The sequence below is a fragment of the Pseudomonas sp. S37 genome (assembly GCF_016658545.1).
In the GTDB taxonomy this organism is placed as follows: domain Bacteria; phylum Pseudomonadota; class Gammaproteobacteria; order Pseudomonadales; family Pseudomonadaceae; genus Aquipseudomonas.
Map to the genome: position 1 here is coordinate 1 of NZ_JACVZC010000062.1, position 24,159 is coordinate 24,159.

General features: G+C 64.7%; 18 protein-coding genes. 6 read left to right on the forward strand and 12 right to left on the reverse strand.

Annotated elements, in window-relative coordinates:
• Positions 1-60: 60 nt before the first annotated feature.
• The 9 genes from IAE39_RS18195 to pedF all read right to left on the reverse strand — a co-directional run bounded on the left by IAE39_RS18195 (position 61) and on the right by pedF (position 10,303).
• Positions 61-1,725 (reverse strand): PAS domain-containing hybrid sensor histidine kinase/response regulator, encoded by a 1,665-nt coding sequence (locus tag IAE39_RS18195; RefSeq protein WP_201205079.1) that lies wholly within the window; start codon positions 1,723-1,725, stop codon positions 61-63.
• Positions 1,709-2,872: an alcohol dehydrogenase-like regulatory protein ErcA gene (gene ercA, locus IAE39_RS18200; protein WP_201205080.1), complete on the reverse strand. Its 1,164-nt coding sequence runs from the start codon at positions 2,870-2,872 to the stop codon at positions 1,709-1,711. Before ercA ends, IAE39_RS18195 begins: the two co-directional genes overlap by 17 nt.
• A 126-nt stretch (positions 2,873-2,998) precedes the next feature.
• Positions 2,999-3,070, reverse strand: coding sequence for a pyrroloquinoline quinone precursor peptide PqqA (gene pqqA / locus IAE39_RS18205; protein WP_003243383.1), 72 nt, complete (start codon positions 3,068-3,070; stop codon positions 2,999-3,001).
• Positions 3,071-3,320: 250 nt separating this feature from the next.
• Positions 3,321-4,841, reverse strand: a complete 1,521-nt coding sequence (gene exaC / locus IAE39_RS18210) for an acetaldehyde dehydrogenase ExaC (RefSeq protein ID WP_201205082.1) — start codon at positions 4,839-4,841, stop codon at positions 3,321-3,323.
• 156 nt (positions 4,842-4,997) lie between these two features.
• On the reverse strand, positions 4,998-6,785 hold the full coding sequence (gene pedH / locus IAE39_RS18215; RefSeq protein ID WP_201205084.1) for a PQQ-dependent alcohol dehydrogenase PedH: 1,788 nt from the start codon (positions 6,783-6,785) through the stop codon (positions 4,998-5,000).
• A gap of 265 nt (positions 6,786-7,050) precedes the next feature.
• The gene (locus IAE39_RS18220; RefSeq protein ID WP_201205086.1) at positions 7,051-7,983 is read right to left on the reverse strand and encodes a quinoprotein relay system zinc metallohydrolase 1; all 933 of its coding nucleotides are present in this window, start codon (positions 7,981-7,983) and stop codon (positions 7,051-7,053) included.
• Between the two features lie 38 nt (positions 7,984-8,021).
• Positions 8,022-8,783, reverse strand: coding sequence for a quinoprotein dehydrogenase-associated SoxYZ-like carrier (locus tag IAE39_RS18225; protein WP_201205088.1), 762 nt, complete (start codon positions 8,781-8,783; stop codon positions 8,022-8,024).
• A 177-nt stretch (positions 8,784-8,960) separates the two neighbouring features.
• Complete coding sequence (locus IAE39_RS18230; RefSeq protein WP_201205090.1) at positions 8,961-9,836, reverse strand: substrate-binding periplasmic protein; 876 nt, start codon at positions 9,834-9,836, stop codon at positions 8,961-8,963.
• Between the two features lie 5 nt (positions 9,837-9,841).
• Positions 9,842-10,303, reverse strand: coding sequence for a cytochrome c-550 PedF (gene pedF, locus IAE39_RS18235; RefSeq protein WP_201205092.1), 462 nt, complete (start codon positions 10,301-10,303; stop codon positions 9,842-9,844).
• Positions 10,304-10,557: 254 nt separating this feature from the next.
• Between pedF and exaA the strand changes: the two genes are divergently transcribed.
• Together exaA and IAE39_RS18245 are read left to right on the forward strand one after the other, a co-directional pair.
• Positions 10,558-12,453, forward strand: coding sequence for a quinoprotein ethanol dehydrogenase (gene exaA, locus IAE39_RS18240; protein WP_201205094.1), 1,896 nt, complete (start codon positions 10,558-10,560; stop codon positions 12,451-12,453).
• Positions 12,454-12,518: 65 nt separating this feature from the next.
• Entirely contained in the window at positions 12,519-13,178 is a 660-nt protein-coding gene (locus IAE39_RS18245) for a pentapeptide repeat-containing protein (protein WP_201205096.1), read from the forward strand.
• Between the two features lie 85 nt (positions 13,179-13,263).
• On the opposite strand, the gene IAE39_RS18250 is transcribed toward IAE39_RS18245, so the two are convergent.
• Together IAE39_RS18250 and IAE39_RS18255 are read right to left on the reverse strand one after the other, a co-directional pair.
• Complete coding sequence (locus IAE39_RS18250) at positions 13,264-13,893, reverse strand: response regulator transcription factor (protein ID WP_201205097.1); 630 nt, start codon at positions 13,891-13,893, stop codon at positions 13,264-13,266.
• Between the two features lie 12 nt (positions 13,894-13,905).
• Complete coding sequence (locus IAE39_RS18255; protein ID WP_236548681.1) at positions 13,906-15,306, reverse strand: ATP-binding protein; 1,401 nt, start codon at positions 15,304-15,306, stop codon at positions 13,906-13,908.
• Positions 15,307-15,506: 200 nt separating this feature from the next.
• On the opposite strand from IAE39_RS18255, the gene IAE39_RS18260 reads away from it, so the two are divergent.
• From IAE39_RS18260 to IAE39_RS18270, 3 genes are all read left to right on the forward strand, one after another.
• Positions 15,507-17,129 (forward strand): acyl-CoA synthetase, encoded by a 1,623-nt coding sequence (locus tag IAE39_RS18260; RefSeq protein WP_201205101.1) that lies wholly within the window; start codon positions 15,507-15,509, stop codon positions 17,127-17,129.
• A gap of 135 nt (positions 17,130-17,264) precedes the next feature.
• Positions 17,265-19,034, forward strand: coding sequence for an acyl-CoA dehydrogenase C-terminal domain-containing protein (locus tag IAE39_RS18265; protein WP_201205103.1), 1,770 nt, complete (start codon positions 17,265-17,267; stop codon positions 19,032-19,034).
• A 270-nt stretch (positions 19,035-19,304) separates the two neighbouring features.
• Positions 19,305-20,312 carry a FecR family protein gene (locus IAE39_RS18270; RefSeq protein WP_201205105.1) on the forward strand — a complete coding sequence of 336 codons (1,008 nt, stop codon included), beginning with the start codon at positions 19,305-19,307 and terminating at the stop codon, positions 20,310-20,312.
• A gap of 13 nt (positions 20,313-20,325) precedes the next feature.
• Here IAE39_RS18270 and IAE39_RS18275 read toward each other — a convergent pair whose 3' ends face one another.
• On the reverse strand, positions 20,326-21,645 hold the full coding sequence (locus IAE39_RS18275) for a Na+/H+ antiporter family protein (RefSeq protein ID WP_201205107.1): 1,320 nt from the start codon (positions 21,643-21,645) through the stop codon (positions 20,326-20,328).
• A 331-nt stretch (positions 21,646-21,976) separates the two neighbouring features.
• On the opposite strand from IAE39_RS18275, the gene IAE39_RS18280 reads away from it, so the two are divergent.
• Positions 21,977-24,121, forward strand: coding sequence for a methyl-accepting chemotaxis protein (locus tag IAE39_RS18280; protein WP_201205109.1), 2,145 nt, complete (start codon positions 21,977-21,979; stop codon positions 24,119-24,121).
• Positions 24,122-24,159: the final 38 nt, after the last annotated feature.

Sequence of the window (24,159 nt, forward strand, 5' to 3'; positions counted from 1 at the left end):
CCCCCCCCCCCCCCCCCCCCCCCCCCCCCCCGCTCCTACAGGGGACCGCGCGAACCTGCGTTACCCCAGCAACTGGCTCAACACTGCGCGCAATTTGCCCGGTTTTACCGGTTTGTTCAGCAGCGGCGCACCCAGTTCCTGCAACGAACGCCGGCACTGGTCACTGCGGTCGGCGGTAATGATTACCGCCGGAATGGCCGCAGCAAAATGCTGGCGCAAGTGCCGCACCACCTCGCAGCCGACCACGCCATGATCCAGGTGGAAGTCCGCCAGGATCAGCTCCGGTGCCCGACCCTGCAGCGCCCGCAAGGCACCCGCCTGGTCGGTTGCGGTGACCACTTCGCAGCCCCACTGCCCCAGTAGCGCGCCCATGCTTTCGAGGATGCTCACTTCGTTGTCCAGCACCAGCAGGCGACGGCCCGGCAGCGGGTTGCCGGCACTTGGCAGCGGCACAGCCTGGTGGACGGGCAGCGGCAACGCTTTGCCCAGCGGCACCTGGATGCTGAACATCGAACCGCGCCCCGGCCACGAGCGGACTTCGATCCGGTAGCCGAGAATCTTGGCGATCCGCTCGACGATGGCCAGGCCCAGGCCCACGCCCTTGCGATCCGCCGCGCGGCCAACATCCAGTTGGTTGAACTCCAGGAAGATGGCCTGCAACCGGTCTTGTGCAATGCCCCGCCCGGTATCCCACACTTCCAGGCGCAGGTGGTCGCCGCGACGCCGCGCGCCCAACAGGACTCGACCCTCGTCGGTGTAACGGCAGGCGTTGCTGAGGAAGTTGCGCAGGATCCGCGTCAGCAACCGCAGGTCAGTGCTGATCGCATAGTCAGCGATGCGCGCGTGCAGCTTCAAGCCAGCGGCATCGGCCACCGAGCGGAACTCCGACACCAGCGGCGCAAACAGTTCGTCAAGGCGGTACACGGCCACGTCCGGTTTGACCGCTGCCTGGTCCAGGCGGGAGATGTCCAGCAGGTCGGTCAGCAGGTCCTCGGCACCCTCCAAAGCCTGGTGAGTACGCTCCACCAACACCTGTTCGGCCTCGGGCAAGTGCCGTTCGCGCAAAGTCGAAATCAGCAGGCGCGCGGCATTCAGTGGTTGCAGCAGGTCGTGGCTGGCGGCAGCGAGGTACTTGTCCTTGCTGCGGTTGGCGGCTTCGGCGGCGTCGCGCGCTTCAAGCAATTCATCAGTACGCGCAGCAACCCGTTGCTCCAGTTCGTCATTGAGCTGCTGCAGGCGCTGCTGGGCCTGCTTGCGCTCGGTGATATCGGCAACAAACCCCTCCACCAACCCTTCCTGGCCGGGCTTGAGCAGCAGGTTCATCAGCACATCGAGGTGGCTGCCGTCCTTGCGCCGCAAGCGGGTTTCATAGCCGTGCAGGCTGTGCTCACGGGCCAGGATCGCAGTAATCGCCTGCAGCTCATCGGCACCGCCATCGAACAAGTGGGTAGCCAGGTCGGTCAGGGAAAACAGCACGGCTTGCGGGTCGTCATAACCCAGCATGCGCGCCAGCGCCGGGTTGGCGGCACGCATGCCGTCCTGCAGGCTGGCCTGGAAAATTCCGTGCACAGCGTTTTCAAACAGCCATTTGTAGCGGTTGCGCTCGGCCTCCAGTTCATCCAGGCGGGCAGAAAGCTCCGGGTAGTGGCTTTTGCGCGCCGAGTGGTCGCCCAGCCCCAGTAGCCCGGCCAGCGCCCGTTGCTGCTCGTCAGAGGGCCTCGCCATAGACCACCTCGACATCTCGCTGGCTCGACGCGCGGGGGTTGGTGAGGATGCACGGGTCGTCCATCGCATGTTGCGACAGGAACGGGATATCGGAAGTGCGCACCCCGTGCAGGCCCAGGCTTTCATGGAAGCCGATGGCGTGCTTCAGGGCAATCAGGTGCTCCACCAGGCGCCCGCAGATCTGCCGGTGGTTGAGGCCACGGCAGTCGATGCCGAACACTTCGGCAATCACCTTGAAACGCTCCGGTGCCGAGCTGTAGTTGAACGCCACCACATGCTCCACCAGCACCGCGTTGCACAAGCCGTGCGGCAGGTCGAGGAACCCGCCCAGGCTGTGCGACATGGCATGCACCGCACCCAGGATCGCGTTGGAGAAGGCCAGCCCCGCCTGCATGCTGCCGAGCATGATCTTTTCGCGCAGGGCGATGTCGCCGGGGTTGGCGATCATCTCCACCAGGTTGCCATTGATCAGGCGCATGGCCTCCAGCGCATGGGGGTCGGTCAGCGGGCCGTGGCCGGTGGAAACAAAGGCTTCGATGGCATGCACCAGCGCATCGATGCCGGTACAGGCCGACAGGAACGGGTCCATGCTCAGGGTGGTTTGCGGGTCGATCAGTGACACGTCCGGCACCACCGCCTTGCTGACGATGGAGAACTTCATGCGCTCCTGCTGGTTGGAGATGATCACGAACTGCGACACGTCCGCCGAGGTGCCGGCGGTGGTCGGGATCAGGATCAACGGCGGGCTGGGCACGCGGATCATGTCCACGCCTTCGAATTCGAGGATGCTGCGCCCGTGGGCGACCACAATGCCGATGGCCTTGCCGCAATCCATCGGGCTACCGCCACCGACGGCGACGATTACGTCACAGTGGTTTTGCCGGTAGATCTCGGCACCGAGCATCACCTCCTCAACCCGCGGGTTGGGTGACACGGCGCTGTACAGGCAGTAATCGATGCCCTGGGCCTGCAGGCTGGCCTCCACATCGGCCACCCAGCCAGCGGCGATCACACCGGGGTCGCTGACCACCAGCACCTTGCGCGCTCCGAAGGTTTTGGCGTAATTGGCGACATTGTGCCGGCAGCCGGCACCGAAGATGATTTCAGGCGATACAAACTTGCGAAGCGGGCTGAAACTCTGGCTCATCGGGAAGCCTGTTCTTATTGTTCTGGAAGGTAACCGCCAGCGTAAAGCATCCCGCCGCGAAAGCAACCAGACCAAAGCGGCATCCAGGTTGAAGACCCGGCCACCGCAAGGATGGCCGGACAGACATCAGCGATTGGCGAAATACATCGTCACTTCGAAGCCAATGCGCAGGTCGGTGTAAGCGGGTTTGGTCCACATAGGGCAAGTCCTCTTCTTGTGCCGGGCGATTCCGGTAGAGGCATTAATGCATGGGGGACGGCAGGGGCGAATGCTACTTTGGAACGAGTTTGCGGGGGGCGTTGGTAGGGGGCAGCAAATCACTGTGGATTTGTCTATCGCAGGGCCGGCCTCTTCGCGGGTGAACCCGCTCCCACAGGTATTACGCAGATATTGAACCCTGCGCAACAACCTGTGGGAGCGGGTTTACCCGCGAAGAAGGCGACGCGGTTTAGAAGAAGCCCAACGGATTGATGTCGTAGCTCACCAGCAGGTTCTTGGTCTGCTGGTAGTGGTCCAGCATCATCTTGTGCGTCTCACGCCCCACGCCCGACTTCTTGTAGCCGCCAAACGCGGCATGCGCCGGGTACAGGTGGTAGCAGTTGGTCCATACCCGCCCGGCCTTGATCCCGCGGCCCATGCGGTAGGCACGGTTGATGTCGCGGGTCCACAGGCCGGCACCCAGGCCGAATTCGCTGTCGTTGGCAATCGCCAGGGCTTCGGCTTCGTCCTTGAACGTGGTCACCCCCACCACCGGGCCGAAGATTTCTTCCTGGAACACCCGCATCTGGTTGTGCCCCTTGAGCAGGGTCGGCTGGATGTAATAACCGCTGGCCAGGTCACCCTGCAGGCGCTCGGCGGCGCCGCCGGTGAGTAGCTGTGCGCCCTCCTCCCTGGCAATTTGCAGGTACGAGAGGATCTTGTCGTACTGCTGCTCCGAAGCCTGGGCACCCACCATGGTCGCGGTGTCCAGCGGGTTGCCGCGGGTGATTTTGCCGATTTTCTTCATCACCTCGGCCATGAACGGTTCGTAGATCGATTCCTGGATTAGCGCCCGCGACGGGCAGGTGCACACTTCGCCCTGGTTGAAGAACGCCAGCACCAGGCCTTCGGCAGCCTTCTCGATGAACGCAGGCTCCGCCTGCATGATGTCTTCGAAGAAAATGTTCGGCGACTTGCCGCCCAGCTCGACGGTGGACGGGATGATGTTCTCGGCCGCGCATTTCATTATGTGCGAGCCCACCGGGGTGGAACCGGTGAAGGCGATCTTGGCGATACGTTTGCTGGTGGCCAGCGCCTCGCCGGCCTCACGGCCAAAGCCCTGGACAATGTTCAGCACGCCTGCCGGCAACAGGTCGGCGATCAGTTCGGCAAACACGGTGATCGACAGCGGTGTTTGCTCCGCCGGCTTGAGTACCACGCAGTTGCCGGCGGCCAGGGCCGGGGCCAGCTTCCAGGCCGCCATCAGCAACGGGAAGTTCCACGGAATGATCTGCCCTACCACGCCCAGGGGTTCATGCATGTGATAGGCCAGGGTGCCTTCGTTGATCTCGGCGGCACCGCCTTCCTGCGCGCGGATGCACCCGGCAAAGTAGCGGAAGTGGTCCGCCGCCAGCGGCACGTCGGCATTCAGGGTTTCGCGCACGGCCTTGCCGTTGTCCCAGCTTTCGGTAACCGCCAGCACTTCCAGGTTCTGCTCGATGCGGTCGGCGATTTTCAGCAGTACCAGGGCACGGTCCTGCACCGAGGTCTTGCCCCAGGCATCAGCGGCGGCATGCGCGGCGTCCAGCGCACGTTCGATGTCCTGGGCGGTGGAACGGGGGAATTCGGCAATCGGCTGGCCATTGACCGGCGAGCTGTTGGTGAAGTACTGGCCAGCCAGGGGCGCCACGAACTCGCCATTGATGAAGTTGCCATAACGTGGTTTGAAGGACACGACGGCGCCTGGAGTTCCGGGTTGTGCGTAGATCATGCTGAGCCTCTGCGGGTCGATGCCTGTCCGGCGACAGGCGATTGACCGATGGTAAAAAGCCCCGCCTGCCGGGCGAATGCATCGTTGGCAGCGGGGCTCTCGTCATTTGGTAGTAGGGCCGCTTGTCGCCAGGGCGCTGGCGGCAGGGTTCAGGCGTTACGGCTGGGTGCTAGCGGTTTGCTGCAACTGCTTGGGCAGCTTGAAGGTCCAGAGCATGCCGCCCTGGTTGAAGTCCTTGACCCGCTTGGCCACTTCACCGCCCCACAGCGGTACCGCGCCGCCCCAGCCGGAAACCACCGAAACGTACTGCTCGCCGTCCATTTCCCAGGTAACGGGCGAGCCGAGCACGCCGGAGCCGGTCTGGAACTCCCAGACCTTGTCGCCGGTCTTGGCGTTGAACGCCTGCAGGTAGCCTTCCGGGGTGCCGGTAAATACCAGGTTGCCCTTGGTGGTCAGCACCCCACCCCACAGCGGCGCGTAGTTCTTGTGGCGCCACACTTCCTTGCCGCTGACCGGGTCGATGGCGCGCAGTACACCGATGTAGTCTTCGTTGAGTGGCTTGATGGTGAAACCGGCACCCAGGAACGCTGCGCCCTTCTTGTAGGCAATGCCTTCGTTCCAGATGTCCATGCCCCACTCATTGGACGGCACGTAGAACAACCCGGTGTCCTTGTTGTAGGCCATCGGCATCCAGTTCTTGGCACCGAGGAAGGCCGGGGCGACGAACACCGAGCTGCCCTTGGCTTCGCTACCCGGGGCGCCCGGGCGGCTGGCTTCGTTGTAGATAGGCCGGCCGTCCTTGTCCAGGCCGGTGGCCCAGGTGATCTTGTCGACGAAGGGGAAGCCACGGATGAACTTGCCGTTGGTGCGGTCGAGCACGTAAAAGAAGCCGTTGCGGTCGGCAGTGGCAGCCGCCTTGACCTCCTTGCCGCCGTCCTTGTAGTTGAACGAGATCAGCTCGTTGACGCCGTCGAAGTCCCAGCCGTCATGCGGCGTGCTCTGGAAGTGCCACTTGATGGTGCCGTCGTCCGGGTTCAGCGCCAGGCGCGACGAGGAATACAGGTTGTCACCCGGGCGCAGGTGCGAGTTCCATGGCGCCGGGTTGCCGGTGCCGAACAGGATCAGGTTGGTTTCCGGGTCGTAGTAGCCGCCCAGCCACGGCGCTGCACCGCCGGTCTTCCACAGGTCGCCAGGCCAGGTCTTGCCGGCTTCGCCACCGGAAATGCCGTTTTCGATGGCCTTGCCGTCCTTGTACACATAGCCCATGTGCCCTTCGACGGTGGGCCGCATCCACAGCAGCTCGCCGTTCTCCGGGTTGTAGGCCTGGATTTTGCCCACCACGCCAAATTCGCCCCCAGCGACACCCGTGATCAGCTTGCCATTGACGATCATTGGCGCAGCGCTGATCGAGTAGCCTTCCTTGTGGTCGGCGACTTTCTTGCTCCACACCACCTTGCCGGTGTCCTTGTTCAGTGCCACCAGTTTGGCGTCGAGGGTGCCGAAGAACACCAGGTCGCCGTACAGCGCCACGCCACGGTTGATCACGTCGCAGCACGGGCGGATGTCGTCGGGCAGGCGGGCATCGTACTGCCACAGCTTCTTGCCGGTGCGCGCATCCACGGCAAACACCCGCGAGTAGGAGCCGGTCAGGTACATCACCCCGTCTTTGATCAGCGGCTGGGCCTGCTGGCCGCGCTGCTTCTCACCGCCGAAGGAGAATGCCCAGACCGGGCGCAACTCCTTGACGTTGTTGCTGTTGAGCATGTCCAGCGGGCTGTAGCGCTGGCCCTGCACACCCAGGCCGTTGGTCACGATCTGCTGCGGGTTCTTCGGGTCCTGAAGGATTTCGTCATTGCTGACGGCGGCGTGGGCCGCGCCGGCAAGCAGCATGGCGCTGAGCACCAGGCTCACAGCGAACGCGGGACGACGTGGGGATCGGGTCATGTCGGCTACCTTTGGTTTTTTTGTTGTGTCCGGGAAAATTTCCCGGTGTGCCGAGAATTCTTGGTCGCGGCCTGCTCGCCAACAATTGCCAGGAGTGCGGAGTTTTCTAGTTCCTTGGTAGCACCTGCCTTGCGCAGCCCTCTGTAGGAGCGGCCTTGCGTCGCGATGGGCCGCAAAGCGGCCCCGGCAATCTTGCATGATGCGCAGATTTTGGGGCCGCTGCGCGCCCCATCGCGACGCAAGGCCGCTCCTACAGGGGACGGCGTCAGGGCTTGATGTCGACGCGCTGGAGTTGTTGGCGTTCGTAGCGGGGATACAAGTGGCTGACACTGCGAATCAGCTCATACCGGGTCAGGCTGATGTCGGCAAACCGCGCGGGGATCGGGCTGCGGATCATCTCGGCCATGTCATCGCCACGCGCAGCGCCCTGACGCATCAGGCCATCCAGCCAGCCCAGGTAGTCGCGCATCTGCACAAACGGCTGCGCATCGCTGGCCACCGGGCCATGCCCTGGCACCAGCTGCTTCCAGGGCAGCGCCTGCAAGGTGTCGAGGTCGTTGAGCCAAACGTCCAGCCCCGGGCTGTTGGGCGTGGTCAGGGCGCGTTGGTAGAACACCAGGTCACCGGCGAACAGCACACCCGTCTTTTCATCGAAAATCGCCAGGTCGGCACCGGTATGCCCGCCCAACCCCAGCAAACGCAGCCGGTGCCCGCCTACCTCATGCACGCCCGGCTCCAGCACCCGGGTCGGTAGTACCACCTCGGTGCCGCGCATCCAGTCGCCGACCAGGCGGTACATGTTCTCGGCCATGGCATCGCCCTGCTGGCGCAGCAGCTCAGCGGTACCGGCCAAGGCGCCAATGGGTACATCGGCGAAAGCCTGGTTGCCCAGCACATGGTCCGGGTGGTGATGGGTCAGCAGCACTTCCAGCACCGGTTTGTCGGTAATGGCGGCAATGGCCTGGCGCAGCGCCTCGCCATAACGCTTCGACGGCCCGCTGTCGATCACCACCACGCCGCTGTCGGTCACGATGAACGCCGTGTTGACCACATTGCCGCCATTGGCCTTGGCGAAATTGTCGGTGCTGCCTTCCAGCAGCCAGGTGCCCTCGGCGATCTGCCTGGGTGCGAGCCGGTATTCCAGGTCGGCCTGGGCCGGCAGCCCCAGGCACAGCAACAACAGCAGGATCCAACGCATGACAGGCGCCTCGGGTCAGGGAAAGTCAGGCAAGGCGCTCAGGGCACCGCCGCCTCGAACTGGTTGCCGCTGTTGTCCTGTAACAGCAGCCGGGTTGGCGCGGCGCCCTGGATATCAAAGCCCAGGTTGGGGTTTTCGCTGACGGCCGGGTACAGCTCCAGGCTGGCCAGGCGCTGGCCGTCGGCGCCTTGCAGTTCGGCATGGTTGAGGAAGAATTCGGGAATGCCGCTGACCAGGCCGTTGTCCATCGGGTGGGCTACCTGCAGGCGCAAACGGCTGCTGTCGCCACGCGGGTAGCGCCCACCCAACACCTCGCCAAGGTGCTCTTCCCAGCCAGGCTGGGTGCGCACCACGCTGGGCGCGGTACAGCCGCCACCGGCAGCGTCGATCAAGGTCGAACCGACATGCCAGAGGCCGTCGCGGGTGAGCACGGCGGCACGCAGGGGCGTGGCCTGCTCGATGCGGATGCGGATCGACAGCCAGGGCAGCACGCGCTCGCCGGGCTGGAAGTCGACAATGCGTGGCAGCGGGTTGAGTTCGGCCCAGGCGATGATACGCACCACCTCACCGGTGAATGCCCGGGCATCGATCTCCAGCGGCACCTGGCGGGCATCCTCGGCAAACGGCGGCGCCAGCAGCTTGACCCGGTCATCGAAGACGAAGGGTGCCTGGCCCAGCAGCTGCTTGTGGTAGAAGTCCCACATTACCGAGGGTACCGGGTCGTTGTTGGCACTTGGCTCGCTGGCCATGGCGGCCCAGGGTAGCCAGCAGGCCAGCAGGACAGTTGCTTTCAGGTTCATGATCCGCCCCCATGGATCAACCAATGGCTTTCAGCCTTGCCTGGCCCCCTGTGGGAGCGGCTTTAGCCGCGAACACCGGCAAAGCCGGTGCCATACACCGTGTCGCATTCTTCGCGGGTGAACCCGCTCCCACAGGGAATTGGGTCGCCCATTTGGCATCAAGGCCTGCCGGATCAGCTATTGGTACATTTCCGGAACCTGATAGCGCAGGCCGTAATGGCCATAGATCGCCTTCATCCGCCCATCCCGGATCAGCCCCTCCAGCGCCTCTTCCACCGCATACGCCAGCTGCCGGTTGCTTTCATGCACCGCCATGCCGATCTCCCAGGCTTGCTTGCCAAGGTTCGGGTAGGCGTTCTCCGCCAACGCCCATTGCGGGTTGGCGGCCTGGTGCAGTTGCCAGTCGACTTCGCCGCGCATCGCCATCACCGCGTCCACCTGGCCAGCCTGCATGGCCGCAAACGCCTGCTGCACGCTGGGGTAATGCTGGGTGCTGGCGCTGAGCATGCCGTTGAACACCGAGGTCAGGTAGAACGACGGCACGCTGTGCACCTCGACGCCGATCGGGTGCTGCTGGAACACCGCGACACTGGCCACCGAAGCCAGCCGGCGACGGTCATAGGCCACTTGCCAGCGCTCTTGCTGATAAGGGCCGAACATCACCACCTGGGCGTTTTCCAGCTCACCCAGTTCGTTGCGCTTCTGGGCGTAAGCGTGGTCGTACGGCACCCGCATCATCAGGTCGGCCAACTGCTGATGACGCAGCGGGCTACCACGCCAGATGTAGTCGCGCAGGTCGTCGTCAAGCTTTTCCCCGGGCGGCGCCCAGATCAGTTGCAGGCGTACGCCCATGGCTTCGGCCAACGCCTGCGCCAATTCCACATCAACGCCACGCGGCTGGCCATGGTCCTGGAAGCTGTAAGGCGCAAAGTCCTTGTACACCGCCACCTTCAGCTCGCCGGCGGTGATGATCGTGTCGTAGTTGCGCACCTGCGCCTGGGCCGCTGCGCAGCACAGCAGCAGGCTACTCAACAGCACCGCCCACAGACGCATGCTCGTTACTCCTCGACGTGTACGCTGTCCAGATAAGTGCGTACCGCCCACAGGGCTTCCTGGCTCAGGTAGTCGGCCATTTTCGGCATGTACACGCGGCCGTCGCGCACTGCACCATGGCGCACGCGTTCGACGAACCATTCATCACCAGCGTCGCCTTCATCGAGCATGCGCAGGTCGGGGGCAATGCCGCCCGACTTGGCTTCCAGGCCGTGGCAGGCCGCGCAATTCTGGTTGTAGGCCGAGGCGCCGATTTCCACCGCCTTGTCGTGCTCAGGCGAACTGCGGTAAGGGTTGACCGCCGCCCAGCCGTCACCGTCCAGGCTCACGCCAGCGTCCTTGATCGGGGTCAGGCCCTTGGTCTCCACAGCCTGCGGGACCACGTTGCCATGGGCCCAGGCCGTGCCGGTCAACACAGCCCCGGCCAGCAGACCTGCAGCAAGCAACACATTGCGTTTTGTTGTCATTGTTATGCCCTCACCATTGCACGCAAAGCCTCAACCACAGAGGCCGTGCCGCCATCTTAAAAACACCCCGCAGGCGGCCGAATGCTGCTTTGGTGGCCGGGCCTTACTCCCTTGGTAGTAGGGCTTGTGGCGAAGGGCCAAATGAGGTGCCGGCCGGGAACTCTTCCCGGCAAGGGCGGGACTTTTTCCGTATCCCGCAACCGCCGCTGCAGCCCACCCTGTGCAGGCCAAAACCTCCACTGGGAACTGCAACCATGACAATAAGATCGCTACCCGCCCTTTCCCCTCTGGCCCTGAGCGTGCGCGTGCTGCTGATGGCCGGTAGCCTGGCCCTGGGCAGCGTGGCAACAGCGGCCACCACACCTGCGGCACCTGCCGGCAAGAACGTCACCTGGGAAGACATTGCCAACGACCACCTCACCACCAACGACGTGCTGCAGTACGGCATGGGCACCAATGCCCAGCGCTGGAGCCCGCTGGCCCAGGTCAATGACAAGAACGTGTTCAAGCTGACCCCGGCCTGGTCGTACTCGTTTGGCGACGAGAAGCAGCGCGGCCAGGAATCGCAGGCCATCGTCAGCGATGGCGTGGTCTATGTCACCGGCTCGTACTCGCGGGTGTTCGCCCTTGATGCCAAGACCGGCAAGCGCCTGTGGACCTACAACCACCGCCTGCCCGACAACATTCGCCCGTGCTGTGACGTGGTCAACCGTGGCGCGGCCATCTATGGCGACAAGATCTACTTCGGCACCCTCGATGCGCGGCTCATCGCCCTCGACAAGCACACCGGCAAGGTGGTGTGGAACAAGAAGTTCGGCGACCACAGCGCCGGCTACACCATGACCGGCGCCCCCGTGCTGATCAAGGACAAGACCAGTGGCAAGGTACTGCTGATCCACGGCAGCTCAGGTGATGAGTTCGGCGTGGTCGGCCAGTTGTTCGCGCGCGACCCGGACACCGGCGAAGAAGTGTGGATGCGGCCCTTTGTCGAAGGCCACATGGGCCGCCTGAACGGCAAGGACAGCACCCCGACCGGCGACGTCAAGGCCCCCTCCTGGCCGGACGACCCGACCACCGAAACCGGCAAGGTCGAAGCCTGGAGCCACGGCGGCGGCGCCCCTTGGCAGAGCGCCAGCTTCGACCCCGAGACCAACACCATCATTGTCGGTGCTGGCAACCCAGGCCCGTGGAACACCTGGGCGCGCACCTCCAAAGACGGCAACCCGCATGACTTCGACAGCCTGTACACCTCCGGCCAGGTCGGCGTCGACCCGAGTACCGGCGAAGTCAAATGGTTCTACCAGCACACCCCCAACGATGCCTGGGACTTCTCCGGCAACAACGAGCTGGTGCTGTTCGACTACAAGGACAAGGACGGCAAGGTGGTCAAGGCCACCGGCCACGCCGACCGCAACGGCTTCTTCTACGTGGTCGACCGCAACAACGGCAAGCTGCAGAACGCCTTCCCCTTCGTCGACAACATCACCTGGGCCAGCCATATCGACCTGAAGACCGGGCGCCCGGTGGAAAACCCCGGCCAGCGCCCGGCCAAGCCGCTACCGGGTGAAACCAAGGGCAAGCCGGTCGAGGTGTCGCCGCCGTTCCTCGGGGGCAAGAACTGGAACCCCATGGCCTACAGCCAGGACACCGGCCTGTTCTACATCCCCGGCAACCAGTGGAAGGAGGAGTACTGGACCGAGGAAGTGAACTACAAGAAAGGCTCGGCCTACCTGGGCATGGGCTTCCGCATCAAGCGCATGTACGACGACCACGTCGGCACCCTGCGCGCCATGAACCCGACCACCGGCAAGCTGGTGTGGGAACACAAGGAGCACCTGCCGCTGTGGGCTGGCGTGCTGGCAACCAAAGGCAACCTGGTGTTCACCGGCACCGGCGATGGCTTCTTCAAGGCCTTCGACGCCAAGACGGGCAAGGAGCTGTGGAAGTTCCAGACCGGCAGCGGCATCGTTTCGCCGCCGATTACCTGGGAACAGGACGGCGAACAGTACATCGGCGTCACCGTCGGCTACGGCGGCGCGGTGCCGCTGTGGGGTGGCGACATGGCCGAACTGACCAAGCCGGTAGCCCAGGGTGGTTCGTTCTGGGTGTTCAAGATCCCGAGCTGGGACAACAAGACCGCACAGCGGTGACCTGCAGCGGGGAGCGGCCTGTGCCCCTCCCCGTTTTGCCCTTTTCCTGTCGAGAGCCTTTCGCGATGAACTACCTGCCCTTCGCCCTGCTCCTGGTACTCACCCCGGCCCTGGCGGCAAATACGGATGACGATGGCAACGATACTCCCCTGATCATCAACGACTGCATCATTGCCGAAGCCAGCCAGTGCCCGGGGGCCAACCTGCGCGGCGCCAACCTGGCCAACCAGGACCTGCGCAAGATGAACCTGGCCGGCGCCGACCTGCGCGATGCCGACCTGCGCCACGCCCAGCTGGACCTGGCCAACCTGGAAAAAGCCCGCCTGCAAGGCGCCAACCTGACCCGCGCCAGCCTGCAGCAAAGCAACTTGCGCCTGGCCGACCTGAGCCATAGCCGCCTGGTGGCCATCCAGGGTTGGGGCTTGTTCGCCCAGGGGGCGCAGTTCGAAAAAGCCGACCTCAGCGCGGCCTACCTGCAGTTCGCCCGGTTGTCCGGGGCCAAGCTGCAGCAGGCCAACCTGCAGGCGGCGGACCTGGAAATGGCCTGGCTGAGCAAGGCCGACCTGCAAGGGGCCAACCTGGGCGATGCCAACCTGCAGGAGGCCAAGTTCGGCCAGAGCAACCTGGCACGCGCCGACTTGCGCGGGGCACGGCAACACTATGGGAATTTTCAGGAGGCCAACATGGAGGGCTGCACGGGCTGCCCTGAAACCTGGGACAAATGAACACATCACTGCCCAGGCCGTTCATTTCCCCTGTGCGCGAAATTGAGCAAGCCCGTGCTTACCCCATGACACGCACACGTTGCAATTACAGGGCTCGCAGGCCCAACGCCTCGACCGCCCCGCAGGCAATGGCCATGCCCACCAGCTCCGCCAGGCTGGTGGCCTGCAGCCGCTTCATCACCCGCCCGCGGTACAGGTCGACGGTTTTCACGCTGATACCCAGCCGCTCGGCAATCTCGCGGTTGCTCAAACCCTGGGCCAACGGCACGAACACATCCCGCTCACGCGGCGTCAGGCCGTCGATGCGCGCCTGTACCAATGCCTGCGCCTGATCCCCCTGTCGGGCCCGCCCGGCGTGTTCCAGCGCCGCTTGCACGCTGTCGAGCAGCAACTGGTCGTTGTAGGGCTTTTCGATAAAGTCGCAGGCACCGGCCTTGAACGCCCGTACCACGATCGGCACATCGGCATGGCCGCTGACAAAGATCACCGGCAGCGTCAGGCCGCGCTCGCGCATCGCTTGCTGCACGGCCAACCCGCCCAGCCCCGGCATGCGCACATCCAGCAGCACACAGGCAGGCCCGTCATCGACACAAGCATCGAGAAATGCTTGCCCGGTGGCAAACGGCAAGGCCTGCAGGCCCACCGACTGCAGCAGCCAGACCGTCGAGTCGCGCATCCCCTGGTCGTCATCGACCACATACACTTTCGCTTGCACCGCAGCTTCCCCTTATCCCCTGCTGACCGCCAACCGGCAGCACAGTACCAGACCACCGTCATCACCCGCCCGCGCCCACAGGCTGCCGCCAAAACCTTCGATCAGGCTGCGGCTCATGCTCAAGCCCAGGCCCAGGCCGTCGGCCTTGCTGGTGGTGAACGGTGTGAAGATTCCATCCAGGCGCTCGGGCGCCACACCCGGCCCCTGGTCGGTTACCTCGACCAGTACGCCAGCGTCATCACGCACAGCGCCGAGCAGGATACGTGACGGCCGCTCGCCATGCTGCTCGCGGTTGGCATCGATGGCGTTGCGCAGCAAGTTGAGCAGCACCTGTTCCAGCAACACCCGATCGGCATACACCCAAGGCAGTTGCGCGCTCATGCGCAACTCGACCTGCACCTGGTCACGCGCAGCCTCCCAGGCACACAGGCGCATGGCTTCGCCGGCCACCTCGGCCACGTCCAGCGCCTGCAGGCGGCGTGGCCCCTTGCGCAGGAAGGCGCGCAGACGGCGGATCACTTCGGCGGCATGGGTGGCCTGCTCGCTGATGCGCTGCAGGCCCTGGCCAACCCGTTCGCGGGCCTGCGGGTCGCGCTCCAGGCTGTGCAGGTAGCGCTGGCTGGCGTTGGCGTAGTTGACCACGGCTGCCAGTGGCTGGTTGATTTCATGGGCAATGCCCGAGGCCAGTTCGCCCAAGGTGGCCAGGCGCGCGCTGTGGGCCAGGCTTTCCTGGGCTTCGATGCGCAAGGTGATGTCGCGGGACACGCTGACCACCTCCACCACCGCGCCGGTGTAGGTCTCGCGGATCGCCCGGCTGGCAATTTCGAACCAGCGGTAGCCGCCAGTGGCCTGGCGCACCCGACAGGTCATGGTGTGGTAACCGTCCTGGTCCAGTGCCGCGGCCGCCTGGCGCAGTACCTGGCGCCGCTCGCGCGGGTGCAGCAGGCTGTGCACCGGCATGCCACGCAATTGCTCGGGCCATAGCCCCAGCAGGCGGTAGGCGGCCGGCGAGGCATCGAGAAAGCGGCCATCGGGGCTGTGCCGCGAGATCAGGTCGGTGGTGTTTTCGATGATCAGCCGGTACAGGCGCCGGGCGCGGCTGGCTTCACGTGCACCTTGGCGCTCTTCGCTGGCATCACGGCAGCGGCCCAGCACGTGCTGGCCCTGGTCGTCCGGCATGAAGGTCCACAACACGATGCGCTCGCCAACCTGTACTTCCACGTCGCTGATTGCCCGTTGCTGGCGCAGGCAGGCACGTACCAGCGCCGCGCAGTTGGCCGGCAGCCAGGCGGCCAGCGTCGGCCCCTCGGCGACCCAGGCCTGCAATGCCGGGTTGAGGGCCAGCGGGCGGGCATCGCCGGCCAGCAGCAGGCTGGGCTGTGGGTCCTTGGCGAGCAAGGGGGAAACGGTCATTTCCACGGCAGATGGCTCTTCTTATAGTAGTTTTACTATATTGCTATAGTCGATATTCCTACTACCATAACGAATCGCGTAAAACTGCGACAGAGGGAGCGGCCCACCGTCCGCGTCCCTGCACCCTGAACAGAGCTAACAATCAGCCATCGGGGGCCAGGCAGCACAGGTTGCGCCTGCCTCCCTAACAGGATTACCGCATGTCGATCTATGCCCAGGGCCTGATGCCCGCTGCCGTCAACCATGTCGCCCTTACCCCGCTGAGTTTCATCGAACGCACCGCTGCCGTGTACGGCAACTACCCGGCGGTCATCCACGGCGCCATCCGCCGCAACTGGCAGCAAACCTACCAACGCTGCCGACGCCTGGCCAGCGCCCTGGTTGGCCGCGGCATTGGCCGTGGCGACACCGTAGCAGTGATGCTGCCCAACACCCCGGCCATGCTCGAAGCCCACTTCGGCGTGCCCATGACCGGTGCCGTGCTCAATACCCTCAACGTTCGCCTGGACGCCGAGGCCATCGCCTTCATGCTGCAGCATGGCGAGGCCAAGGTGCTGATCACCGACCGTGAGTTCCACGCGGTCATCGAGGCCGCCCTGGCGCTGCTCGAACACCCGCCGCTGGTGGTCGATGTGGATGACCCGGAGTACGGCGAAGGCCGTGCGGTCAGCGAACTGGACTATGAGGCCCTGCTTGCCGAAGGCGACCCGGAATTTGTCTGGGAATGGCCGGATGACGAGTGGCAGGCGATTTCGCTGAACTACACCTCCGGCACCACCGGCAACCCCAAGGGGGTGGTCTACCACCACCGCGGCGCCTACCTGAACGCCTTGGGCAACCAGATGACCTGGGCCATGGGCCACCGCCCGGTGTACCTGTGGACCTTGCCGATGTTTCACTGCAACGGCTGGTGCTACCCCTGGACCATCACCGCCCTGGCCGGTACCCATGTGTTCCTGCGGCGGGTCGACCCGCAGAAAATCCTGACCCTGATCCGTGAACACCGGGTCAGCCACCTGTGCGGCGCGCCGATCGTGCTAAACGCCCTGGTCAACATGCCCGAGGCAGCCAAGGCGGCCATCGAGCACCCGGTGCAGGCCATGGTCGCCGGCGCTGCGCCACCGGCCAAGGTGATTGGCGCCGTGGAGGAAATGGGCATCACGGTTACCCATACCTATGGCCTGACCGAAGTCTACGGCCCGGTAACCGTGTGCGCCTGGCACGATGAATGGGACGAGTTGACGCTGGAAGAGCGCGCGCGGATCAAGTCGCGCCAGGGTGTGCGCTACCCGACCCTGGACGGCCTGATGGTCGCCGACCCGCAAACCCTCGAGCCGGTGCCACGCGACGGCAATACCCTGGGCGAGATCTTCATGCGCGGCAACACGGTGATGAAGGGCTACCTGAAAAACCCCGAAGCTACCGCCGAAGCCTTCCGTGGCGGCTGGTTCCATACCGGTGACCTGGCGGTGTGGCATGCCGACGGTTATGTCGAAATCAAGGACCGGCTCAAGGACATCATCATTTCCGGTGGCGAGAACATTTCCACCATCGAGGTCGAGGACGCCCTGTACAAGCACCCGGCAGTACTTGAAGCCGCCGTGGTGGCGCGCCCGGACGAGAAATGGGGGGAAACCCCGTGCGCCTTCATTGCCCTGAAACCTGGCCGGGAAGACACCCGCGAGGCCGACCTCACCGGGTGGTGCCGCGAGCACCTGGCCGGGTTCAAGGTGCCGAAGACCGTGGTGTTTGGCGAGCTGCCCAAGACCTCGACCGGCAAGATCCAGAAGTACGTGTTGCGCGATCGGGCCAAAGCCCTCTGATCCTGTAGCGGCCCTTTCGCGGGTAAACCCGCTCCCACAGGTACAGCATCGGGTTCAAATTTGGTGCGATCCCTGTGGGAGCGGGTTTACCCGCGAAGAGGCCAGCCCAGATTTCCCACTTTTCCAGAGCCACCGATGACCACTTATAACGCCCCCCTGCGCGACATGCGCTTCATCCTGCACGACGTCTTCAACGCCCCGGCCCTGTGGGCCCGCCTGCCCGCCCTGGCCGAGCGCATCGACGCCGACACCGCCGACGCCATCCTCGAAGAAGCAGCCAAGGTCACCGCCCAGCTGATCGCCCCACTCAGCCGCAACGGTGACGAACAAGGCGTGCACTTCGACGCAGGCTCAGTCACCACCCCCGACGGCTTCCGCGAGGCCTGGCACACTTACCGCGAAGGCGGCTGGGTCGGCCTGGGCGGCAACCCCGAACATGGCGGCATGGGCATGCCGAAGATGCTCGGCGTGCTGTTCGAAGAAATGCTCTACGCCGCCGACTGCAGCTTCAGCCTGTATTCGGCACTGAGCGCCGGCAGTTGCCTGGCAATCGACGCCCATGCCAGCGAGGCACTCAAGGCCACTTACCTGCCGCCACTGTACGAGGGCCGCTGGGCCGGCACCATGTGCCTGACCGAACCCCAGGCCGGTACCGACCTGGGGCTGATCCGCAGCCGTGCCGAACCCCAGGCCGATGGCAGTTACCGCATCAGTGGCAGCAAGATCTTCATTACCGGCGGCGAACAGGACCTGACCGAGAACATCGTCCACCTGGTGCTGGCCAAACTGCCGGATGCGCCTGCCGGCGCCAAAGGCATCTCGCTGTTTCTGGTGCCCAAGTACCTGGTCGAGACCGACGGCCGCCTGGGCGCACGCAACGCCGCCCATTGCGGTTCGATCGAGCACAAGATGGGCATCAAAGCCTCGGCCACCTGTGTGATGAACTTCGACGGTGCCATCGGTTACCTGGTCGGCGAGCCCAACAAAGGCCTGGCAGCGATGTTCACCATGATGAACTACGAGCGCCTGTCCATTGGCATCCAGGGCATCGGCTGCGCCGAAGCTTCCTACCAGAGCGCCGCCCGTTACGCCAACGAGCGCCTGCAAAGCCGCGCCGCCAATGGCCCACAGGCACAGGACAAGGCTGCCGACCCGATCATCCACCACGGCGATGTGCGGCGCATGCTGCTGACCATGCGCACCCTCACCGAAGGTGGCCGGGCGTTTGCCGCCTACGTCGGCCAGCAGCTGGACCTGGCGCGCTATGCCGAAGACGCCGGTGAGCGCGAGCACGCCCAGCGCCTGGTGGCGCTGCTGACCCCGGTGGCCAAGGCGTTCTTCACCGACAATGGCCTGGAAAGCTGCGTGCTCGGCCAGCAGGTGTACGGCGGCCATGGCTACATTCGTGAATGGGGCCAGGAGCAACGGGTGCGTGATGTGCGCATTGCGCAGATCTATGAAGGCACCAATGGCATCCAGGCCCTTGACCTGCTCGGGCGCAAGGTGCTGGCCGACGGCGGCCAGGCGCTGGCCAGCTTTGCTGCCCAAGTGCGGGCGTTCAGCGTGGACGCACCGCTGCACCGCGAGGCCTTGCAGGCCAGCCTGGCGCGGCTGGAGGCGACCAGCGCCTGGCTGCGGGCGCTAGCGGCTGAAGACGCCAACCTGGTCAGTGCGGTGGCGGTGGAGTACCTGCAGCTGTTCGGGCTGACGGCGTATGCCTATATGTGGGCGCGGATGGCCGCGGTGGCGCTGGGCAGGCGTGATGAAGATGCGGCGTTTTACGGAGCGAAGCTGGCGTGTGCAGAGTTCTTCTTCCAGCGGGTGTTGCCGCGGGGGTTGGGGCTGGAGGCCAGTATCCGGGCGGGTAGTGGCAGCCTTTATGGTATGGATGCGGCGCAATTCTGATGGCCCCTCGGGGGCGCTTTGCGCCCCATCGCGACACAAGGCCGCTCCTACAGGGGAACGCGATTCCCTGTAGGAGCGGCCTTGTGTCGCGATGGGCTGCAAAGCAGCCCCAACGATTACAGCCTGTAAATGCGCGCGCGAAAGGTTCTCAAACGCCGAAAAACCGTTGCAAATCCGACGAAAAACCGGCACAACTGATAGTCATTCGCCATTACGCCGGTTCTCGGGGGCCCTTCTGCAAGGGTAGAATGCGCAAAACCCGGAGCCGCAATGAACCACGACCGCCTCAATCCCAGCCCAGACGATGCCATCACCGACGCCGCCGCGCACTGGTGCATGCGCCTGCATGCCGAAGATTGCACGGCAGCCGAGCGTGAGGCATTCGCCCGCTGGCTGGCGGCCGACCCGCGGCATGCCGAGGAATACCAGGCGATGCTGGAAATCTGGCAAACCGCCGACCTGCTGCCGCGCACGGCCACGGTCATCGACTTCAACCCTCCGGCCAAGCAAACCACGCGCCCGCGTAACTGGCGGCCGCTGGCGTCGGCCGCCGCCATCGCCCTGGCGGTGCTGCCGCTGGCCGGCTGGGTGGGCTGGGAACAAGGCTGGTTGCCCAACCACTACCAGCACTTCGAAGCCGGCGACCGCATGCAAACGGTGGAGCTGAGCGACGGCAGCACAGTACAGCTCAACCTCAATACCGAGCTTACCTACCTCAACTACAAGGACCAGCGCCAGGTCACGCTCAAGCGTGGCGAGGCGTTCTTCAAGGTCCAGCACGACAGCAGCCACCCGTTCATCGTGCATGCCGGCCGCGGCCAGACGCGCGTGACCGGCACCCAGTTCAACGTGTGGAAGTATCAGGACCAGGTCAAAGTCACCCTGGTGGAAGGCTCGGTACTGGTGTCCAGCGATGGCAGCGCCGGCGGCTACCGCCTTGGCCCTGGCATGCAGGCCAGCTACCACAAAGGTGACTTCGAGCCACAGCTTGAGCAAAGCGACGACTACGGTAACAGCCTGGCGTGGCGCAACGGCAAGCTGGTGCTCGACAACCTGAGCCTGGAACAGGCGTTGCCGGTGATCAACCGCTACCTCGACGCGCCCTTGCTGCTGGCCGATGCCAGCACCGGGCGCATTCGCATCAGCGGCATCTACAACACCCGTGAAGTGGGGCGCCTGGTCAACAACCTGCCCAAGGTGCTGCCGGTCTACCTGACCCGCAGCAAGGACGGCAGCACCGTGCTCAACCGCATCTCGCCGCCGCCCGACAAGGGCTGACGCCCTCCCCGCCCTACAAGGTCATCGCCGCCAGCCAGCCGAACGCCAGCAGCGGCAGGTTGTAATGGATGAACGTCGGTACCACGGTGTCCCAGATGTGGTGGTGCTGGCCATCCACGTTCAGGCCCGAGGTCGGGCCCAGGGTCGAGTCCGAAGCTGGCGACCCCGCATCCCCCAAGGCGCCGGCAGTGCCGACGATGCACACGGTGGCCAGCGGGTCGAAGCCCAGTTGCACGCACAGGGGCACGAAGATCGCGGCCAGGATCGGCACGGTGGAAAACGACGAGCCGATGCCCATGGTCACCAGCAGCCCCACCAGCAGCATCAGCAAGGCACCGATGCCCTTGCTGTGGTTGATCCACTGCGCCGAGGTTTCCACCAGGCTCTTCACTTCACCGGTGGCTTTCATCACGTCGGCAAAACCGGACGCGGCAATCATGATGAAGCCGATCATGGCCATCATTTTCATGCCTTCGGTGAACAGGTCGTCGGTGTCCTTCCACTTGACGATGCCCGACAACGAGAAGATCAGGAAGCCGACCATGGCGCCGATGATCATCGAGTCCAGCAGCAACTGGACGATGAAGGCGGCAGCAATTGCCAGCCCGGCCACCATCAGGGTCAGCGGGTTGTACTGCACGCTCACCTGCTCCACCTGTTCGATGCGCGCCAGGTCGTAGTCACGTTTCTTGCGGTAGCTGATGAACACGGCCAGCAACAGCCCGACGAGCATGCCGGCAGCCGGAATGGCCATGGCGTGGGTGACGTTGACCCCGCTCACGTCGACACCCGCGCGGGCAACGTTGGCCAACAGGATCTCGTTGAGGAAGATGTTGCCAAAGCCCACCGGCAGGAACATGTACGGGGTGATCAGGCCGAAGGTGATCACACAGGCGATCAGCCGGCGGTCAATACGCAGACGGGTCAGCACGTACAGCAGCGGCGGCACCAGCAGCGGGATGAAGGCAATGTGGATGGGCAGGATGTTCTGCGACGACACGGCCACCACCAGCATCAGGCCGATCATCAGCCATTTGACCTTGCCGCCGTTGGCATGGCCCTGGCGGTCGATCATGGCCAGGGCGCGGTCGGCCAGGGCATGGGCCAGCCCGGACTTGGCGATGGCCACGGCAAAGGCGCCGAGCAGTGCGTAGGACAACGCCACCGTAGCCCCGCCACCCAGGCCGCCGTTGAAGGCCTTGAGCGTGCCTTCGATGCCCAGGCCACCGACCAGTCCACCGACCAGCGCGCCGATGATCAGGGCGATGACCACGTGCACGCGGGACAGGCTGAGTATCAGCATGATGCCGACCGCGGCGATCACTGCATTCATGGTTGGCTTACCTCATTGCGACAGAAAAAAGCGCGAACTCTGAAGCAGTGGGGGGCAGATGTCAAAAATGCCATGTTGCGGCGGATTACCAATGTGCTGCGCGGTCTCCGTGTAGGAGCGGCCTTGTGTCGCGATCGGGCCGCAGAGCGGCCCCAGCTATTTGTGCTGAGACGCAAATCGAGGGGGCGCTTCGCACCCCGATCGCGACACAAGGCCGCTCCTACACAGGGACCGCGCAGGTCTGAAATTAAATTGAACGTTTGAATAAAGAAAAAAACGCGCCCGCCGACACAGACGCTAGCCACACTCTTATTACAAGGGATCCGCCCCCATGCCTTTGCGACAACTTTCCATCCAGTGGAAAATCACCCTGCTCGCCGGTCTCTGCCTGGCCGGCATCGTCACCTTGCTCGTCGGCCTGTCGCTGTACCGCATGGACCACAGCTCGGACCTGGTCAAGGCCAGCAGCATGCAGATGCTGACCGAAGCGGCGCAATCGCGCATCGAGTCGCAAGGTGAAGTGCAGGCGCTGAACATCCGCCGCCAGTTCATGGACGCCTACCAGTACGGCGCCGGGTTTGCCCGCCAGGTGCTGTTCTTGCGTGAACAGGCAGAAAAACGCTTTCTCGATGCCTTCGACCTGCGCGAAGACATGACCCGCCAGGTGCGCGCGGCCCTGCAAGCCAACCCCGACCTGCTCGGCCTGTCGCTGGTGTTCGAGCCCAACGCGCTGGACAGCAAGGACAGCCTGTTTGCCGGCAAGGCGGAACTGGGCAGCAACGAAACCGGGCGCTTTGCCCTGTACTGGTCGCAGCCGCGTGCCGGCCAGCTGACCTCGATGGCGCTGCCCGAACACGATATGGCCAACAGTGAGATCGGCCCCAGCGGCCAGCCGGCCAACACCTGGTGGGTGTGCCCGCGCAACACCGGCAAGGTGTGCGTGGTGGAGCCCTACTTCTACAACATCGATGGCCAGCAAGTGCTGATGACCAGCATCGTCTTCCCGCTGGCGGTCAGCGGCAAGATCATTGCCACCCTGTCCATCGACATCAACCTCAACAGCCTGCAGGCGCTGAGCCAGGAGGCCAGCCGCAGCCTGTACGAAGGCCGCACCACAGTCGGCATCCTCAGCCCGGTCGGTCTGCTGGCCGGCTACAGCGCCGACGCCAGCAAGCTGGCCCAGCGCTTCGACCAGGTCGACCCGGCCAAGGGCGCCGAGCTGGTGCGCAAGCTGGCCGACGGCAAGCTGAGCATCCTCCACGACCAGCAGCGCCTGAAGGTACTGGCAGCGTTCCGGCCGATCCCCGACGCACAACCCTGGGGCGTATTGCTGGATGTACCGGAAAGCGCCCTGACCGGCCCGGCCGAAACGCTGAAGCAAGAGCTGGACGCCCTGAACACCAGCGGCACCCTGCTGGAGCTGGGCCTGGGCCTGGCGGCTGCCATTGCCGGGCTGCTGATGGTGTGGCTGATGGCCCGCGGGGTTACCCGGCCGATCCTGGGCGTGGCCGCCATGCTCAAGGACATCGCCAGCGGCGAGGGCGACCTGACCCGTCGCCTGACCTACCAGAAGCAGGACGAGCTGGGCGAACTGGCTGGCTGGTTCAACCGCTTCCTCGACAAGCTGCAGCCGACCATCGCCGAGGTCAAACGCTCGGTACAGGCCGCCCGGGGCACTGCCGACCAGTCCTCGGCGATTGCCACCGAAACCAGCGCCGGCATGGAGCAGCAGTACCGCCAGGTCGACCAGGTGGCCACCGCCTCACATGAAATGAGCGCCACCGCCCAGGACGTCGCCCGTAGCGCTGCCCAGGCTGCGCAGGCCGCACGCGATGCCGACCAGGCCACCCGCGAAGGCCTGGCGGTGATCGAGCGCACCACCACCAGCATCGATACCCTGGCCGCCAACATGAGCGACGCCATGGCCGAAGTCGAGGGCCTGGCGCAGAACAGCGAGAAGATCGGCTCGGTGCTGGAGGTGATCCGCTCGATCGCCGAACAGACCAACCTGCTGGCACTCAACGCCGCCATCGAGGCGGCCCGCGCCGGTGAGGCCGGCCGCGGCTTTGCCGTGGTCGCCGACGAGGTACGCAACCTGGCCCAGCGCACCCAGGAATCGGTGGAAGAAACCCGCCAGGTGATCGAAGCACTGCAAAACGGCACCCGCGAAGTGGTCGGCGCCATGGACCACAGCCACCGCCAGGCACAGGGTGGTGTGCAGCAGGTCGGCCAGGCGGTTACCGCACTGCAGCGCATTGGCCAGGCCGTCACGGTGATTACCGACATGAACCTGCAGATTGCCTCCGCCGCCGAAGAGCAAAGCGCGGTCGCCGAGGAAATCAACAGCAACGTGGCGACCATCCGCGATGTCACCGAATCGCTGTCGGGCCAGGCCAACGAATCGGCGCGGGTCAGCCAGTCGCTGAACAGCCTGGCCAACCAGCAGCAGGCACTGATGGATCAGTTTCGCGTGTAGAACCGAGCGGGGTCGGCCACTGCCGGCCCTGTTGCCGA